Origin of the sequence: Pseudoalteromonas sp. SCSIO 43101, from assembly GCF_023650775.1 — a bacterium.
Taxonomy (GTDB): Bacteria; Pseudomonadota; Gammaproteobacteria; order Enterobacterales; family Alteromonadaceae; genus Pseudoalteromonas; species Pseudoalteromonas apostichopi.
In genome coordinates this window covers 1,678,468-1,695,091 of sequence record NZ_CP072673.1, presented here as the reverse complement: position 1 = coordinate 1,695,091, position 16,624 = coordinate 1,678,468, and the positions used below count along the sequence as shown (strand labels likewise).

Annotated in this window: 18 protein-coding genes; 2 read left to right on the top strand and 16 right to left on the bottom strand. The window is 41.3% G+C overall.

Translation table 11 applies throughout. The features are described from left to right. The 10 genes from tmk to yceD all read right to left on the bottom strand — a co-directional run bounded on the left by tmk (position 1) and on the right by yceD (position 7,821). Positions 1 to 627 carry a dTMP kinase gene (tmk, locus tag J8Z25_RS07960; protein WP_250661947.1) on the bottom strand — a complete coding sequence of 209 codons (627 nt, stop codon included), beginning with the start codon at positions 625 to 627 and terminating at the stop codon, positions 1 to 3. An 18-nt stretch (positions 628 to 645) separates the two neighbouring features. Beyond that, a complete protein-coding gene (mltG, locus tag J8Z25_RS07955) occupies positions 646 to 1,623 on the bottom strand; it encodes an endolytic transglycosylase MltG (RefSeq protein ID WP_178926905.1) in 978 nt (325 codons plus the stop codon). After that, positions 1,620 to 2,432, bottom strand: a complete 813-nt coding sequence (gene pabC, locus J8Z25_RS07950) for an aminodeoxychorismate lyase (RefSeq protein ID WP_178926904.1) — start codon at positions 2,430 to 2,432, stop codon at positions 1,620 to 1,622. Before pabC ends, mltG begins: the two co-directional genes overlap by 4 nt. 57 nt (positions 2,433 to 2,489) lie before the next feature. Continuing rightward, positions 2,490 to 3,728, bottom strand: coding sequence for a beta-ketoacyl-ACP synthase II (gene fabF / locus J8Z25_RS07945; protein WP_250661946.1), 1,239 nt, complete (start codon positions 3,726 to 3,728; stop codon positions 2,490 to 2,492). A 117-nt stretch (positions 3,729 to 3,845) separates the two neighbouring features. Continuing rightward, entirely contained in the window at positions 3,846 to 4,082 is a 237-nt protein-coding gene (gene acpP, locus J8Z25_RS07940; protein ID WP_016707440.1) for an acyl carrier protein, read from the bottom strand. A 238-nt stretch (positions 4,083 to 4,320) separates the two neighbouring features. Beyond that, complete coding sequence (gene fabG, locus J8Z25_RS07935; RefSeq protein WP_130051612.1) at positions 4,321 to 5,067, bottom strand: 3-oxoacyl-ACP reductase FabG; 747 nt, start codon at positions 5,065 to 5,067, stop codon at positions 4,321 to 4,323. Positions 5,068 to 5,078: 11 nt separating this feature from the next. Next, the gene (fabD, locus tag J8Z25_RS07930; RefSeq protein ID WP_178926903.1) at positions 5,079 to 6,005 is read right to left on the bottom strand and encodes an ACP S-malonyltransferase; all 927 of its coding nucleotides are present in this window, start codon (positions 6,003 to 6,005) and stop codon (positions 5,079 to 5,081) included. Between the two features lie 70 nt (positions 6,006 to 6,075). Then, complete coding sequence (gene plsX, locus J8Z25_RS07925) at positions 6,076 to 7,104, bottom strand: phosphate acyltransferase PlsX (RefSeq protein WP_054554712.1); 1,029 nt, start codon at positions 7,102 to 7,104, stop codon at positions 6,076 to 6,078. An 11-nt stretch (positions 7,105 to 7,115) separates the two neighbouring features. After that, entirely contained in the window at positions 7,116 to 7,286 is a 171-nt protein-coding gene (rpmF, locus tag J8Z25_RS07920) for a 50S ribosomal protein L32 (RefSeq protein ID WP_036967969.1), read from the bottom strand. A gap of 10 nt (positions 7,287 to 7,296) precedes the next feature. Beyond that, positions 7,297 to 7,821: a 23S rRNA accumulation protein YceD gene (gene yceD / locus J8Z25_RS07915; protein ID WP_130051614.1), complete on the bottom strand. Its 525-nt coding sequence runs from the start codon at positions 7,819 to 7,821 to the stop codon at positions 7,297 to 7,299. A 141-nt stretch (positions 7,822 to 7,962) separates the two neighbouring features. Between yceD and J8Z25_RS07910 the strand changes: the two genes are divergently transcribed. Then, positions 7,963 to 8,559 (top strand): Maf family protein, encoded by a 597-nt coding sequence (locus J8Z25_RS07910; protein WP_130051615.1) that lies wholly within the window; start codon positions 7,963 to 7,965, stop codon positions 8,557 to 8,559. Here J8Z25_RS07910 and J8Z25_RS07905 read toward each other — a convergent pair. Both J8Z25_RS07905 and rluC read right to left on the bottom strand, forming a co-directional pair. Continuing rightward, a complete protein-coding gene (locus J8Z25_RS07905; protein ID WP_130051616.1) occupies positions 8,507 to 9,199 on the bottom strand; it encodes an HAD family hydrolase in 693 nt (230 codons plus the stop codon). The two genes, J8Z25_RS07910 and J8Z25_RS07905, sit on opposite strands and share 53 nt — an antisense overlap. After that, the gene (gene rluC / locus J8Z25_RS07900) at positions 9,186 to 10,154 is read right to left on the bottom strand and encodes a 23S rRNA pseudouridine(955/2504/2580) synthase RluC (protein WP_178926902.1); all 969 of its coding nucleotides are present in this window, start codon (positions 10,152 to 10,154) and stop codon (positions 9,186 to 9,188) included. Before rluC ends, J8Z25_RS07905 begins: the two co-directional genes overlap by 14 nt. A 619-nt stretch (positions 10,155 to 10,773) precedes the next feature. Between rluC and rne the strand changes: the two genes are divergently transcribed. Continuing rightward, the gene (rne, locus tag J8Z25_RS07895) at positions 10,774 to 13,986 is read left to right on the top strand and encodes a ribonuclease E (protein ID WP_250661945.1); all 3,213 of its coding nucleotides are present in this window, start codon (positions 10,774 to 10,776) and stop codon (positions 13,984 to 13,986) included. A gap of 205 nt (positions 13,987 to 14,191) precedes the next feature. Here rne and J8Z25_RS07890 read toward each other — a convergent pair whose 3' ends face one another. From J8Z25_RS07890 to J8Z25_RS07875, 4 genes are all read right to left on the bottom strand, one after another. Continuing rightward, positions 14,192 to 15,076: a PhzF family phenazine biosynthesis protein gene (locus J8Z25_RS07890; RefSeq protein WP_250661944.1), complete on the bottom strand. Its 885-nt coding sequence runs from the start codon at positions 15,074 to 15,076 to the stop codon at positions 14,192 to 14,194. Positions 15,077 to 15,229: 153 nt separating this feature from the next. Then, a complete protein-coding gene (locus J8Z25_RS07885; RefSeq protein WP_130051620.1) occupies positions 15,230 to 15,595 on the bottom strand; it encodes a cupin domain-containing protein in 366 nt (121 codons plus the stop codon). 2 nt (positions 15,596 to 15,597) lie between these two features. Then, positions 15,598 to 16,119 carry a GNAT family N-acetyltransferase gene (locus J8Z25_RS07880; protein WP_178926899.1) on the bottom strand — a complete coding sequence of 174 codons (522 nt, stop codon included), beginning with the start codon at positions 16,117 to 16,119 and terminating at the stop codon, positions 15,598 to 15,600. After that, positions 16,120 to 16,569, bottom strand: coding sequence for a DUF3291 domain-containing protein (locus tag J8Z25_RS07875; protein WP_130051622.1), 450 nt, complete (start codon positions 16,567 to 16,569; stop codon positions 16,120 to 16,122). Positions 16,570 to 16,624: the final 55 nt, after the last annotated feature.

Below are 16,624 nucleotides of genomic sequence, written 5' to 3'. Positions count from 1 at the left end.
TTAGCTTAAACCTGCAAAAAAGTTATCAAGCACCTTTGTAATTGCCGCATGCACTTCAGGCATTGTTTGGTTTGCATCCACTGTTTTGATACTGCTATCAGTTTTAGCTATTTCAAGGTAGCGTGCGCGAGTGCGCTCAAAAAAGCCTAATGCTTCTTGTTCGATACGATCAAGTTCACCACGGCCTTTTGCACGAGCAAGCCCAACTGCAGGGTCAATGTCTAAATAAATGGTTAAATCAGGCTTTAAACCATTTAGCACCATATCAGCTAAAAAAGAGAGTTTAGTTTGTTCAATACCACGACCACCCCCTTGATATGCTTGTGATGAAAGATCATGGCGATCACCTAACACCCAAGTGCCCTTTTCAAGTGCCGGATTAATAACATTAGCAACTGATTGCGAGCGTGCTGCATACATGATTAACAGCTCTGTTTCGCCTGTAACCGTTTCTTGGTGAGCCTGTTTTACGATATTACGCAGCTCTTCAGCCATAGCTGTACCGCCAGGCTCACGCACATTAATAAAATCGACTTGCTTGTTTTCTAAATAAGCTTGGCATACGGCAATGGCCGTTGATTTTCCGGCCCCTTCAAGGCCTTCAATCACAATAAATTTTGCTGTCATATGACTCAATTCTGGTTGTTAGTTTAATTGGTACTGCTTTACCGCACGATTATGTTCTTGCAATGTTTTCGAAAATTGATGGCTGCCATCCCCTTTCGCAACAAAATATATAAATTCAGACTGTGGTGGATTAACCGCTGCAAGCAACGCCGCTTTCGAAGGCATAGCAATCGGTGTTGGCGGCAAGCCTTTTATTTTATAAGTGTTATACGGTGTATACGTCGTTAAATCTTTGCGTTTGATATCGCCATCAAAATCAGCACCAATGCCATAGATAACAGTGGGATCTGTTTGTAAGCGCATATTTGTTTTTAAACGATTGGTAAAAACTGCAGAAATTAATGGCCGTTCACTGGCTAAACCGGTTTCTTTTTCAATTATAGAAGCAAGTATTAGAGCTTCATAAGGTGAGCTTAACACTAAATCTGATGCTCTATTTTGCCACGCAGATTCTAGTTCCTGCTGCATTTTACTATAAGCACGTTTTAATAAGCCGCTGGCACTATCTCCACTGTGGTAGTGATAGGTATCAGGGAACAACCAGCCTTCTAAATTTTTTTGCGTGTTACTTATCTGCGTCGCTAAATTTTTTGTATCTAAGTCATGTGTTAAATGCACTTGCTTTTGGATATTGGCAATGACGTCACGAAGAGGCTGTCCTTCAATAATTGTGAAGCTAAAGCTTACTTGTGCACCTTGATTAATGCGGCGGATATTATCAATCACAGCGCTTGTATCAAGTTCATAAAGACCCGCTTTTAGATCAGTAAGCGTAGGATCTAATTTAGCGAGCACCTGAAATTTAAAGCAGCTATCAACCCACTGTTTTGCTTGCCATGCTTGGCAAAGTTGATTGAACCCAGTACCACGTTCTACTTTAAATAAAGTACTGTTTTCAACCTTTAACGGCATTTTCATTGCTGATTGAAGCTGTTGATAGCCAATACCACAGCATAGCAATGCTAATAACAGCACGCTAACAATGACTTTTATCACACATTCTCCTTGGCAAACTGCGCCGTTAATAGCGCTTTACTGCGTTCAATATCAAATTCTGTATCAGTAATCCGTGCAACGGGAACCACGCCCATTAAACTATTACACATAAATACGGCATCCATAGCTAAAAGCTCATCTAGTTGGATTGCTTTAAATTCAATGGCTAACTTATCACATAAAGCGCTGAGATAAACCCCAGTGATACCGCAGCGGTTTAACTTAGGTGACATAACTTGACCGTCTTTAATGGCAAAAATATTTGCAGCCGAGCACTCAATCACATTGTTATCATAATCAAGTACAACAACGTCATCACACTCAAGGGGGTTCATTTGTCTTTTGATAAGTACTTGCTCTAAACGGTTCAATGTTTTTAAGCCTGCAAGTAAAGGTTGATGTGCAAGTTTAACGTTGCTAACTGCTAGGCTTACGCCCTGCTGCTGCCAACTTTTATAGTGTGAAACTGCAGGCATTACACTGATCAGCACTTGGATACTTGGTGTATCTGGTAAGCCATAACCACGCCCACCTGCACCTCGGGTGATAACTACTTTTAAAATACCCGCTTGCGTTTCACTGATTACGTGGTTAACCCTACGCTCGATTGCAGGTAAATCTAACTCGGGGAAAAATAGCCTTTGCGCGCATTCTTCTAATCGTGCTTTGTGTAAGTCCCAGTGCTCAACGACAGAATTCACCACAGAGGCTGTGGTAAAAAAGCCGTCACCATAATTTAAGCCACGATCTTGCGTGCTTATACTGGTATCTGGTGTGGTTATTTTTATTGTTTGTTTTAATTTATTCATACAAAAAAGCCCAGTTAAACAACTGGGCTCTTCTTTTTAGTCCGTTGTTAAAAAGAATTATACCTTTTTAAACAGCAACGAGCCATTAGTACCACCAAAACCAAATGAATTACATAGAGCGTAATCCAATTTAGCGTCACGTGCAGTGTGCGGTACATAGTCTAAATCACAGCCTTCATCTGGGTTATCAAGGTTGATTGTAGGGCTTACTTTCTGATCAACAAGTGACAAGATAGTAATGATCGACTCTACAGAGCCTGCAGCACCTAACAAGTGACCCATCATTGATTTCGATGAACTTACCATCACATCTTTCGCCGCATCACCAAAAATAGTTTTAACGGCCGATGTTTCTGCCTTATCGCCTGCATTAGTCGATGTTCCGTGAGCATTAATGTAGCCAACTTGGTCTGCATTAACTTGTGCATCGTTTAGGGCATTTTCCATCGCCAGTGCTGCGCCTGCACCGTCTTCAGGTGGAGATGTCATGTGATATGCATCACCACTCATACCAAAACCAACGAGCTCAGCGTAGATTTTCGCGACACGTGCTTTAGCATGCTCATATTCTTCCAGTACGATAACACCTGCACCATCAGCAAGAACAAAACCGTCACGGTCTTTATCCCAAGGGCGTGATGCTGCTTGTGGATCATCGTTACGGGTTGATAATGCACGTGCTGCATTAAAGCCACCCATACCAATTGGTGTCGATGCTTTTTCAGCACCACCGGCTACCATTGCATCTGCATCGCCGTATGCAATCATACGCGCAGCATGACCAATGTTATGTAGACCTGTAGTACAGGCTGTAACGATTGAAATATTTGGACCACGTAAGCCGTGCATAATCGATAAATGACCAGAGATCATATTGATAATGGTCGAAGGCACATAGAACGGAGAAAGCTTACGCGGACCGCTATTTAATAGTTTAATGTGGTTTTCTTCAATTAAAGTTAAACCACCGATGCCAGAACCCACTGCTACACCAACACGGGTGGCGTTTTCTTCAGTGATCTCTAGACCAGAATCTTGTAGTGCTTGTACACCCGCTGCAATGCCATATTGGATAAACAAATCCATTTTCTTTGCATCTTTCGGTGACATGTATGCTGATGCATCAAAGTCATTCAGCAAACCTGCGAATTTGGTGCCGAAACTTGAGGTATCGAAATGCGTGATAGTTTGAATACCACTTTTACCGTTTAACAAACCTTGCCAAGTAGATTCAACATCATTACCTAGCGGTGTCAACATTCCTAAGCCAGTTACGACGACTCGACGTTTAGCCACGGGTTGCCTCCAATAAGGAAATTATTTTAGGTGGGGTGTATACCAAATTTATTAGTATCATTCTTCAGATAGACTAAGGGCAGCTTAATGCTGCCCTTAAAATCAAAATGCGTAAAATTACTCAGCGTGAGCTGTAACGTAATCGATTGCAGCTTGAACTGTAGTGATCTTTTCAGCTTCTTCGTCTGGGATCTCAGTGTCGAATTCTTCTTCAAGAGCCATTACTAGTTCTACTGTGTCAAGTGAATCAGCACCTAGGTCATCAACGAAAGAAGCTTCATGTTTTACTTCTTCTTCTTTAACACCTAGTTGCTCAATGATAATTTTCTTTACGCGTTCTTGGATGTCGCTCATTCTTCTTTCCTTTATTAAAAACGCCAATGCGTTATTTTCAGATTGCGGCGTAGTTTACGCCGCATAATTCTGTGATTCAAGGATTTGCTGATAATTACTTATCTGGTCAAACCTCTCGAATAGTATTTGTTCATTTATCGCTTATTTTCATAGCGAATTCAAGTATGTTTAAAGCAAGATCACAAAAAATTCAACAATTTTCGATAATCTTTCGTTAGCAAATTTCTGCCAACTTTCATTAGACCATGTACATCGCGCCATTTACGTGCAATGTTTCGCCTGAAACATACGCAGCAGCGTCAGATGCTAAATAACATACCGCAGCAGCAATTTCATCAGGTTGACCTAAACGTCCTGCTGGTACATTTGCAAGCGTAGCCGCTTTTTGGTCTTCAGTCAGCTCATCTGTCATATCTGTTTGGATAAAACCAGGTGCAACAACGTTTACAGTGATGCCACGTGATGCAACTTCGCGTGCTAATGACTTAGTAAAACCAATTACACCCGCTTTCGCTGCAGCATAGTTAGCTTGCCCCGCATTACCCATAGTGCCCACTACAGAACCGATATTAATGATACGGCCATTTTTCTTTTTCATCATAGGGCGTAAAACAGCCTTAGATAAACGGAAAATTGAGCTTAGGTTAGTGTCGATGATGTCATCCCACTCACCGTCTTTCATACGCATTAATAAGTTATCGCGAGTGATACCTGCATTGTTAACTAATACATCGATATCACCTAAATCAGCCTTGATCGCAGCAAGTGTCGCCTCAATCGATTCAGGATCTGTAACGTTAAGAGCATAACCTTTACCGTTGTCACCTAGGTATTCACTGATTTTAGCAGCACCTGATTCACTTGTTGCTGTACCCGCTACTTTTGCACCTTGTGCAACTAGCGTGTTTGCAATCGCTTTACCAATACCACGGCTTGCACCAGTGATTAGGACAACCTTGCCCTCAAGAGAAAATAAATTTGTCATTCTATTCCTACTTATTTCGCTTCATCAATAGCAGCTTGCGTATTAACCGCAGCACATACCATTGCTTTATCAATTCGTTTTGCAAGACCCGTTAGTACTTTACCAGGGCCAAACTCATAGCTTTGTGTGATACCTTGCGCAACTAATGCTTGTACTGTTTCAGTCCAGCGAACTGGGCTGTATAGTTGACGTACTAATGCATCTTTAATTGCTTCACTTGATTGCTCTGCTTTTACATCAACGTTGTTGATTACATCACACTTAGGTGTATTAAATGTTAAAGCAGCTAAATCAGCAGCTAATTTCTCAGCAGCTGGTTTCATTAGTTCACAGTGAGAAGGTACGCTTACTGCAAGTGGTAAAGCACGTTTAGCACCTGCTTCTTTACATGCTTCTGATGCACGCTCAACTGCCGCTTTATGGCCGGCAATAACAACCTGGCCTGGTGAGTTGTAGTTTACTGGTGAAACAACTTCGCCATTTGCTGATGCTTCACACGCTGCTTTAATTTCGTCGTCACCTAAGCCGATGATTGCAGCCATAGAACCAACACCCGCAGGTACTGCTTCTTGCATGTATAAACCACGATTTTCAACTAGTTTAACGGCTTCGCTTAAGCTTACAACGCCAGCACAAACTAATGCTGAATACTCACCTAAACTGTGACCGGCCATCACAACATCGGCTTCAGGGTTTGCGTCTAACCATTGACGGTAAATAGCTACACTAGCAGTTAAAAGTGCTGGTTGTGTACGATGGGTTTGATTTAATTCTTCTTCTGGACCATTTAGTACAAGTGCAGCTAGATCATAGCCAAGAGCTTCAGATGCTTCAGCGAATGTTGCTTTAGCAATCTGTGAATCAGCTAATAGTTCAGATAACATGCCCACAGTTTGTGAGCCTTGACCTGGAAATACGAGTGCAATTTTATGTGCCATACTTTGCTCTTATAATTAAACAAAAAAATATTCTGTAGCAGGCAGCATAACAAGTTTTAGATATGCTGCACTACTTTGTTGTTGGATGTGTTTGCTCAAAAATCGCAGCGATTTTTTCAGGGAGTTGGCGTTCGACTTCCCGCGCGGCTTCATCAATAGCTGCATGAAACGCCTTCGGTGAGGCATTGCCATGGCTTTTAACAACAATACCGCGCAATCCTACCAGACTTGCGCCGTTATACTGGTCGGGGTTCACCCGCTTGTAGAGTTTTTTTATCACCGGACGTAATAAAAACGCTAAACTTTTGTATAAGAAATGTTTGTGTAAGGCTTTGGTGAGTTTGTGCATGATCAGCTTGGCAATACCTTCACAGGTTTTTAATGCCACATTACCTACAAATCCTTCGCACACAATAACATCGGCTTTTCCGCTGAAAATATCACTACCTTCACTGTAACCAGTGTAGTTGAGATATTCACACTGCTGCATTAACTGTGCAGCTTGTTTTATTCCTTCATGCCCTTTGATGTCTTCAGAGCCAATATTCAATAAACTAACTCTTGGGTTATCACAGCCAAGAGCCTGCCCTGCTACCACAGAACCCATAATGCCAAATTGATAAAGAGTTTGTGCATCACAATGCACATTAGCACCTAAATCAAGTAAATAGACTGGGTTTTTACGTTCGGTTGGAACGGCAGAGATTAATGCAGGACGTTTTACGCCTGGAAGCATCTTTAATACGTAATGCGCCATAAAAAATAACGCGCCTGTATTTCCAGAACTTACACACGCTTGCGCTTCACCCGACTTGACTAAATCGAGGGCAACTCGCATTGATGAATCTTTTTTAGAACGAACCGCTGAAGCAGGTTCACACGCATTTGTCACGACTTCGCTACAATGACGAATAATTAAACGAGGGTGCGAAACAGAATCGAGTGCTTCGAGTTCTTTTAGAATAACTTGCTGATTACCACATAAGATGAGTCTTAAGTTGGTATTAGCATTTACCGCTTGCACGGCAGCGGGGATAGATGAACGGGGGCCGTAATCGCCCCCCATCATATCTAACGCTATGGTTAGATTGGTCAGCATATAGCAATCTCTTAGTTAGAAATTACTTTAACGCCTTTGTAGTAACCGTCAGCAGTTACGTGGTGACGACGGTGAGTCTCACCAGAAACTTGATCTACAGTTAAAGTTGGACCACTGATCGCATCGTGTGAACGGCGCATGCCGCGTCTTGCACGAGACTTTTTGCTTTTTTGTACAGCCATTAGTCTTCTCCTAAGAATCTTTCTTAAGTTGTTTCAAAATATCAAATGGATTTGGTTTGTCATCTTTTGCTGCTAATTTACCAAAGCTAGTAGGCTCTGATGAATAACTGCACGAAGCTTCGTTGTGTGTAGGCACTATTGGAATCGCTAAAATCAATTCGTCTTCGATTAACTCAAATACGTTGATTTCACCGTTTTCGTCCAGTTCTACTTCATCGTAGCCTTCAGGAAGATGATCTGACTCTGCATCCAAACCAACTGGCGAATACACAAAGTCTTGATCCAAATCCAACCCTAATTCACCATTACAGCGTTGACAAGTTACAGTTACATGTGTTGATAAGTTTCCACTTATTACCACTAAACCTTGCTCATCAATTTTGCAATGAATCTTTACCGCTATTTCACCTACTTCTTCCTGCACAACTTGCTCTAAACGAGAAAGTTTTTCAAGCGGGACAATACCGTCATACGTTAAACGATGTTGAGCTGCTTTGCTGGGATGAAGAGTGATGGGAATTTTCACCTTTTGCATAGGGGCTGCATCATATAGATAGTTAGTAAGTTAGTCAAAGTAAAAAACCAATTTTGATAGGTTTTTAACGATCTTCTGCTTTGTTTTCGGATTCATTGTGGCTTATCCTTGGCAAAATACAATTTTTATCCAGAATTTATTATGAAACCAACACTTATATTAGCGTCCAGCTCACCTTTTAGACAGCAATTATTAACTAAGTTTAACTTACCTTTTCAAAGTTTTTCACCAGATATAGATGAATCCCCTATTGCAGCTGAAACGCCAGAACAATTAGTTGCACGTTTAAGCGAGCAAAAAGCCCGAGTTGCCAAACAACATTTTAGTGAAGGTTTGGTGATCGGCTCTGATCAAGTTGCGGTATTCAACGATACAATTTTAGGTAAACCTCATACTAAAGAGAATGCCGTTAAGCAGCTATCATCGTTCAGTGGCCACACAGTGACCTTTTTAACGGGTTTAAGTGTATATGACATACAAAGCGATAAAGCAATTACCACTGTGGTGCCATTTGATGTGACATTTAAAACACTCACACTTGAGCAGATCAATGCTTATTGCGATGCAGAGCAGCCATACAACTGCGCAGGCAGCTTTAAAAGTGAAGGGTTAGGCATCTGTTTATTTGAAAAGCTCAGTGGCGATGACCCTAATACATTGATAGGTCTGCCACTGATCACATTAACTAAAGTGCTGGCTGAGTTTGGTGTTGATATATTGATGCTTCAAGGGAAGTAGTTAAAACTTGCAATAGCTGTTGATATGAATCAACAACACATAACGGCGTGTGTTGTAGTAACTGCGCCGGGCTATGAGCACCAAAACTCACACCAATACAAGCAATACCTGCGGCATTAGCCATTGCCATATCGAGTTGGCTATCGCCAACCATCACAGCATCACGTTTAGCTATGCCCTGCTCTTGTAAAATTTGCTCAAGCATATCCGGTGATGGCTTAGACTTAGCATCATCTGAGCATTTTACAGTGGCAAAGTACTTACCAAGGCCTGACTCGTTAAGTAGTCTATCGATGCCTTCACGACCTTTACCGGTAGCCACTGCCAATTGCATACCTGCGTCGCTTAGCTGCTTTAGTACAGTTTCTACATCAGCAAATAAAGGCGTGGGTGTGACATCTAACTCACGATACTGCGCTTTGTAGGCTGCAACCAGTTCATCGTTTAAATGTAAATGGGCAGGAAAAAGCGCCTCAGTAGCCTTTGCTAGCGATAAACCAATCACATCTTTTGCTTGCTGAACTGTTGGTACAGCAATACCGAGCTGTCTTGCTGTATTTTGCAAACAAGTAACGATTTTTGGCACAGAGTCCATCACTGTGCCGTCCCAATCGAAAATAACCAGCTTAAACTTGTTCATTATCTGCACGTAGCTTTTTAATGCAGTTTTTAAGTGCATTATCTAGTGGTGCCTCAACATGCATGGTTGTTTCGTTTTTAGGATGCATAAAACGTAAATCATGAGCATGTAAAAACAAACGATTTAAACCAGTTAGCTTGTTCACGTATTGATCAAACTCTGCAACGCCGTATTTATCATCACAAGCAATCGGGTGACCTTTACATTGTGTATGCACACGAATTTGGTGAGTACGCCCTGTTACCGGCGACGCTTGCACTAGTGAGCACTCAGCATATCGCTCAAGCACACGAAAACGTGTATGTGATGGTTTACCTTCATTATTATCAACGCGTACAACACGCTCACCTGACTTCAACGTGTTTTTACGAAGTCCTTCGGTAACATTTTTTGTTTTAGAGTCCCATTGGCCATCGACTAACGCCCAATAGTTCTTTTCCATGGTTTTTTCACGTAACTGCTTATGCAAATCAGTCAACACAGAACGACGCTTTGATATTAGCAAGCAACCTGATGTGTCACGGTCTAAACGGTGAACAAGCTCTAAGCTACGCTCCTCAGGACGAAGTACACGAAGTGCTTCAATTAATCCATAACTTAAGCCACTGCCGCCATGCACAGCCATGCCCGAAGGCTTGTTGATCACCATTAAATACTTGTCTTCAAACAAAATGGCGTCTTCAAGCTGTTTTACCTTATCGAGTTTCTTTGGCACAAACTCTTCTTTTTCAGCCACTTTAATAGGTGGAATACGAACTACATCATTTAGTTGTAGTTTGTAGACAGGTTTTATGCGTTTTTTATTTACTCGCACTTCGCCCTTACGAAGGATTTTATAAACTGCACTTTTAGGCACACCTTTTAGGTGAGTAATAAGAAAGTTATCAATACGTTGACCGAGATGGTCTTCACCTATGGTAACAAACGAAACTTGTAAGCCGGTTTTTTCTGACATTGCCTAATCACTGATTTAAGTAAATAATTTAGTTGCTAACGCGACGGTAATAGTGGGATAATCACCGTCGCGAACATAAAGTTTGCAAGTAACAACGGTGCTTTTATCACATTAATACATTCGTGAAGCATATTCTGGGTTGCCGATCATACAGATCCGCGCTAAGTTTTCCAAAGCTTTTATAATTACCCAGCCAACACGAGCGTTCAATTATCGGCGATGCGCGTAATATATTGCCTGAATAATTTGAGCACGAATGTTGATTAATGAACATAAAAAGCAATTGAACAAGATAAATTGACTGATAGTGACGACGTAGCAACGTCATTCAGATACAGCTGTTGTAGCAAGACATTGAATAAAAATTTGAACATGGTCGACTTCGGGACAGAACTCGTAAATTAAAACCGCAGAATTGGCGGCAGTTTTGACACCAAAAAGAATTTAATAACGTGACAACATGTTATTGTCAGCCACACTTAGTGATGCTCAATGTAAGCAAGCAACCTCAGGTTTTGACTTTAACCAGTCGTGAGACTGCACAAAAACAACCGTCAGAAACCACTGAACAGACGAGTTTATATCGTCATGTCAGCGACAGAATTAGTAGAGTAACAATATGAAACGTATGCTAATCAATGCGACGCAGCAAGAAGAAATGCGCGTTGCACTGGTTGATGGCCAGCGCCTGTATGATTTAGACATAGAGAGCCCAGGTCACGAACAAAAAAAAGCAAATATTTACAAGGGTAAAATTACCCGTATCGAACCGTCACTAGAAGCAGCCTTTGTTGATTATGGTGCTGAAAGACACGGTTTCCTTCCTCTTAAAGAAATAGCTCGCACCTACTTCCCACAAGGCTATACATTCCAAGGTCGTCCAAATATCCGTGACGTGATCAAAGAAGGCCAAGAAGTAATCGTGCAAGTTGATAAAGAAGAACGTGGCCAAAAAGGCGCAGCGTTAACTACTTTTATCAGTGTTGCAGGTAGCTATTTAGTACTTATGCCTAACAACCCTCGTGCGGGTGGTATTTCCCGCCGTATTGAAGGTGACGAGCGTACTGAACTTAAAGAAGCACTAAGCCGTTTAGAATTACCTAAAGGCATGGGCTTAATTGTTCGTACTGCAGGTGTTGGTAAATCATTTGAAGAACTGGATTACGACTTAAAAGCACTATTAGTGCATTGGCAAGCAATTCAGCAAGCAGCTGATAGCGGCCCTGCTCCGTTCCTAATTCACCAAGAAAGTAACGTAATTTTCCGCGCAATCCGTGACTATTTACGTCGTGATATTGGTGAAATTTTAATTGATAAAGCACGTGTATTTGAAGAAGCGAAAGCGCATATTGAGCGTTTCCGTCCAGATTTCATGAGCCGTGTTAAGCTTTATCAGGGCGATGTACCACTATTCACTCACTACCAAATTGAAAGCCAAATTGAGTCTGCTTTCCAACGTGAAGTTCGCTTACCATCAGGTGGTTCAATTGTAATCGACCCAACTGAAGCGCTAACGTCTATCGATATCAACTCATCAAAAGCCACTAAAGGCGGTGATATTGAAGAAACAGCACTTAATACCAACTTAGAAGCTGCAGACGAAATTGCCCGTCAATTACGTTTACGTGACTTAGGTGGCCTTATTGTTATCGACTTTATCGATATGACACCACCACGCCATCAACGTGAAGTTGAAAACCGTTTAAAAGACGCTGCTCGCCCTGACCGTGCCCGTGTACAGATTGGGAAGATCTCACGCTTTGGCCTGCTTGAAATGTCGCGTCAACGTCTGCGCCCTTCATTAGGTGAAGCAAGCCAAGGCCCATGTCCTCGTTGTAATGGTCAAGGTACGATTCGTTCTAACGAGTCAATTGCATTGTCTATCCTTCGTTTAATCGAAGAAGAAGCAATCAAAGACAACACATCTCAAGTAAATGCACAAGTGCCTGTTGCTGTTGCCGCTTACCTATTAAACGAAAAACGTCGTAGTGTTCAGCGCATCGAAAAGCGTCATAACGTTGATGTTGTGATCATTCCTAATCAACACATGGAAACACCTCATTACGAAGTAGTTCGCTTACGTAAAGACGAAACAATCGAAACAGTAAGCTACGAGCAAGTTGTTGCTCCTGAGCCAGAAGCATTTGAAATGGCTAAAGCGCCTTCAGCACCAGTTCGTGAAGAGCCGGTTCTAAAAGGTGTAGTAATGCCTACAACACCTGCTCCTCAAGCTGCGCCTAAAGTTGAACAAGCCACTCCTGCGGCTAAAAAGTCTGAAGGTGGTTTATTTGCTGCAATTGGTAAATTCTTCAAATCATTATTCAGTAATGCCGAAGAGGAAGCTGAAAAAGAGCAAGAAGAGAAAAAGGCAGCACAAAGACGTAGCAATAATCGTCGCAACAACGACAACCGTCGCCGTAGCAACAATCAACGTCGTCGTAATTCGCGCAATAAGCGTCCTGATGATGCACAAGCTAAAGAAGAAAACACAAACACTTCTAATAAGCCTGAGCAAAAAGAAGGTAACGAGAATCGCAACAAACGTCGTCGTAATTCTAACAACAGAAAACGTAATGAAAAACGTAATGATGATGTAGAGCAAACGACAAAAGATACTGCACAAGAAACGCAAGCTGAGCAACCAAAGGAAACTAAACCTAAGGTTCGTCGTCAACGTCGTAACTTACGCAAGAAAGTTCGCGTACAAGATGAAAATGCAGATGATGCGAATACAGTAAAAACAACTGAAACAGTTGAGCAAACTGCAAAAGCTGAAAAGCCAGCTAAGCCTGCAAAAGAAACAGTAGCTGTTGAGACTGAACAAGCAGAACAATCAGTTTCTGAAAAGAAAGTTCAAGCTAAACCAGTTAAAACAGAAGCTGAACCTAAACAAACAGAGCAAATTGAATCTGTTGAAGCATCAACAGACGAAGAGCAAGCGCAACCTCGCACTCGTTCTCGTCGTTCACCACGTCACTTACGTGCTGCTGGTCAACGTCGTCGTCGCCCTGAGCAAGACGAGAAGTCGAGTGATGACAAAACTGATGCTCCTGCATTCATTCCGGTTGCTGATCAAGCTGCTGCTGAATATGAAGCTGAGCTAAAAGCTAAACAAGCTCAAGCTGGAGAGCCAGTAAAAGCTGAAGAACCAGTAAAAGCTGAAGAACCAGTAAAAGCTGAAGAACCAGTAAAAGCTGAAGAACCAGCAAAAGCTGAAGAACCAGTAAAAGCTGAAGAACCAGTAAAAGCTGAAGAACCAGTACAAGCTGAAGAACCAATACAAGCTGAAGAGCCAGTAAAAGCTGAAGAGCCAGTACAAGCTGAAGAGCCAGTACAAGCTGAAGAGCCAGTACAAGCTGAAGAGCCAGTACAAGCTGAAGAGCCAGTACAAGCTGAAGAGCCAGTACAAGCTGAAGAGCCAGTACAAGCTGAAGAGCCAGTACAAGCTGAAGAGCCAGTAAAAGCTCAAGAGCCAGTACAAGCTGAAGAGCCAGTACAAACTGAAGAGCCAGTACAAGCTGAAGAGCCAGTACAAGCTGAAGAGCCAGTACAAGCTGAAGAACCAGTAAAAGCTGAAGAGCCAGTACAAGCTGAAGAACCAGTAAAAGCTGAAGCACCTGCTAAAAATGAGAAAACAGTTTTAGTAAAAGGTTCAGCAAGCGCTGCAATGGCAAAACCTGCGCCTGTAACTGACAGTGAGCCAGAGCCAACGCCAGCGGCTATGGCGCATGACAAACGTGTAGCTATTCCAGATAGCGGCCTTCGTGCAGGTTCAATTAAACCTGCTGGCAGAGCCAGTGCTGATATGGCAAAAACCTTAGCGGCTGATTAATTTAGTCGCTTAACTAAAAAAGCCGCGTTTTTTAACGCGGCTTTTTTGTGTGTAATGTTTTTAAATAATACCAATTCGCTTAGTTAAGTGATCTATTTTGAGGCAAGGAAACCTCGTTGATAGCAAGGCAAAAATTTCGTTATTTAGTTGTTCTAAATCAGAAATTTTTAACGCAGGTAGCGACAGGTTTAATCCCTCAAAATGATTAAGTATTATTGCTGACTGGTATAACAATATCTTGTGTACCTAGGTGAGTTGCATAGCCGCCCACAAGAACCTTATAAACACCCTGCTCGTTCGAATAAACACTGGCTGAAATGTGTGAACTGCACCCCATTGCTCGGCCTTGTTCAAACTTAAAATGATTTTCTTGCTGTACAAATACATGCTTTGATAAGTAGCATGCAAGCGCACCACTGGCGCTACCGGTTGCTGACTCTTCGGGTATACCAACCAAAGGAGCAAAGTTACGGCAACTTGCGGTCAGCTCACTTTGCTCTTCACATAATTCAAAGGCATGAACACCAATTACATTATGCTGTTGGCAGAACTCGCTAAGCGCAACTTCATCGATATTGATTTTATCTAAGTAGCCATTGGGCACAGCGATAATAATATCCGGTAAACCTGTAGTTATTACATCTATTGGCAAGCCTGTTTCTGCGAATGTTGTTTCACAAAGCCCTAGTAAGTTTACAAAGTCACCATAAGCTAAGTTGCCAAGATAATTTGGCAAGGCTTGCTCCATGGTAATTTGCCCGTCTTTGGCAATTGTTACACCTAACAAACCCGCTTTTGTTCGCTGAGTGTAATTACCTGCGTTTAAAATACCTTGGTCATATAAGGTAGCAAACACCGCAACTGTTGCGTGTCCACAAAAATCAACTTCTTCGGTTGTAGTAAAAAATGATACAGCAAAGTCAACTTCATGATCTTGCTCTACAAAAGCCGTTTCTGAAAAGCCAACTTCTTTTGCAATCTTCAATTTTTCTGTATCTGAAAGATTGTCAGCATTTAATACCACGCCTGCAGGGTTACCACCTGCTCCCTCTGCTGTAAATGAGTTAACTAAAAATGCAGTTATTGTCATTATTTTTTCCATACTTAAGTTAAAAACTAGGTATTGCACTTGCGCCATAATATATCGATATGTTTGTAGTGCTATAAAAGTTGAGATCTAAATTGGCTGTTTTATACAAGGAATATAATTCTTACGATTCTAAATCTAACACCTAAGCTGACGTTACACCCATACATCATTAACCGCGGTCAACTGCCCACCTGCATTACCTGTATTTACAACCCCTTTAGGTTCAACAAGCATTATTTTACATTCTGTGTCTGCCTTTGGTTTATGTTCAACGCCCTTAGGAATTACAAATAATTCACCAGCTTCTAAAGTCACAACGCCATCCCTAAACTCAATTTCAAGCATGCCTTCAATAACAATGAATACTTCATCAGTATCAGGGTGATCATGCCAAACAAATTCACCTTCAACTTTAGCGAGTTTAAATTGATAGTCATTCATTTCAGCAATGACCCTTGGCGACCAATGCTCTGTGAATTTAGAAAACTTGTCTTTAAAGTTAACTGGTTTGTAAGTCATATTTATTCATCTCCGAAACGATCTTTGTGTAAGTCAAATTCATAAAATAACATTCCATTTTCCTTTGAAGCTTGTTCTTCAAAAGCCAATTTTTTTAAAAGCTTAATCGATGGTGTATTTAACTCATCAACACCAGCAATAAGCTTACGCCAGTATGAATGAGTACAAGCGAGGTTTATAAAGCCCTGCAATAACTCAAGTGCAAGACCCTGCCCCCAATACTGCTCAGCTAACAAATAACCGATATGAGCATCATGCTTTTCGGTATATACAAATAAAAGCCCAATAACTTCTTGATGTTGAGATTGCAGCATTAATAGACAGCACTCGTTAAGCATGTTAACCAGCCACTTTTCTGCTGCAGCTATAGAATCTACCCCCTGAAAATAACTAGGTAAGTTTGCAACTACAGCAGGTGTTAATATCGCAGGTAAAGCGTTAACTAAAGTAGTTCGCTCTGACTTAGTGTCATTCGAGTTTAATTCAATAACGTTTAGTCTCTGTGTATTAAATGAAAGATTCATTTAATCTCTTAAATCTTCAGCTGTAAAATTACTTTTAAATGTAAAAGCATAAGGTGTGTCACCGTTTGTACGAAGATATTGCAACTTTTCTAATGCTTCTTGAGGGGTTGGAATATGCTTATCTTCAATCCACCATAAAACATAACTATCTTCAGCTAAGCGATGAAACCATTCAGCTTTTCTACGCATGAAATCTCTGTGATGAGTGCGAAACATAAAATTTTTAAGATCTTCAACGCTTTCCCACACAGACATATTGATAATCATATTCGGATCATCAAATAACTTAATATTGGTAGCATCACCTGATTCGTCTTTTAATCGCCATACAAATCCAGCACTGTTTTCAGCAACGCCATTTATTAAATCGAGATTGTCTACAAAATCTTTTATTTCTGGCGCATCCAATGGGTATTTGGCAAGAGCTATATTTAGCTGAGCAAGTTTCATCTTATGACTCTCCATAGCCATAGGGAAGTTTGTACCTTTAGTGTATTAAAATTAA

What these genes read in the sequence shown, in the direction of transcription:
- fabD (WP_178926903.1), bottom strand. Translation starts at nt 6,005, where the DNA reads ATGGCACATAAAATTGCACTCGTATTTCCAGGTCAAGGCTCACAAACT.
- J8Z25_RS07890 (WP_250661944.1), bottom strand. Translation starts at nt 15,076, where the DNA reads ATGACAATAACTGCATTTTTAGTTAACTCATTTACAGCAGAGGGAGCA.
- rluC (WP_178926902.1), bottom strand. Translation starts at nt 10,154, where the DNA reads ATGTCAGAAAAAACCGGCTTACAAGTTTCGTTTGTTACCATAGGTGAA.
- plsX (WP_054554712.1), bottom strand. Translation starts at nt 7,104, where the DNA reads ATGCTGACCAATCTAACCATAGCGTTAGATATGATGGGGGGCGATTAC.
- tmk (WP_250661947.1), bottom strand. Translation starts at nt 627, where the DNA reads ATGACAGCAAAATTTATTGTGATTGAAGGCCTTGAAGGGGCCGGAAAA.
- J8Z25_RS07880 (WP_178926899.1), bottom strand. Translation starts at nt 16,119, where the DNA reads ATGAATCTTTCATTTAATACACAGAGACTAAACGTTATTGAATTAAAC.
- rpmF (WP_036967969.1), bottom strand. Translation starts at nt 7,286, where the DNA reads ATGGCTGTACAAAAAAGCAAAAAGTCTCGTGCAAGACGCGGCATGCGC.
- yceD (WP_130051614.1), bottom strand. Translation starts at nt 7,821, where the DNA reads ATGCAAAAGGTGAAAATTCCCATCACTCTTCATCCCAGCAAAGCAGCT.
- acpP (WP_016707440.1), bottom strand. Translation starts at nt 4,082, where the DNA reads ATGAGCGACATCCAAGAACGCGTAAAGAAAATTATCATTGAGCAACTA.
- J8Z25_RS07875 (WP_130051622.1), bottom strand. Translation starts at nt 16,569, where the DNA reads ATGAAACTTGCTCAGCTAAATATAGCTCTTGCCAAATACCCATTGGAT.
- pabC (WP_178926904.1), bottom strand. Translation starts at nt 2,432, where the DNA reads ATGAATAAATTAAAACAAACAATAAAAATAACCACACCAGATACCAGT.
- fabG (WP_130051612.1), bottom strand. Translation starts at nt 5,067, where the DNA reads ATGACAAATTTATTTTCTCTTGAGGGCAAGGTTGTCCTAATCACTGGT.
- J8Z25_RS07885 (WP_130051620.1), bottom strand. Translation starts at nt 15,595, where the DNA reads ATGACTTACAAACCAGTTAACTTTAAAGACAAGTTTTCTAAATTCACA.
- rne (WP_250661945.1), top strand. Translation starts at nt 10,774, where the DNA reads ATGAAACGTATGCTAATCAATGCGACGCAGCAAGAAGAAATGCGCGTT.
- J8Z25_RS07905 (WP_130051616.1), bottom strand. Translation starts at nt 9,199, where the DNA reads ATGAACAAGTTTAAGCTGGTTATTTTCGATTGGGACGGCACAGTGATG.
- J8Z25_RS07910 (WP_130051615.1), top strand. Translation starts at nt 7,963, where the DNA reads ATGAAACCAACACTTATATTAGCGTCCAGCTCACCTTTTAGACAGCAA.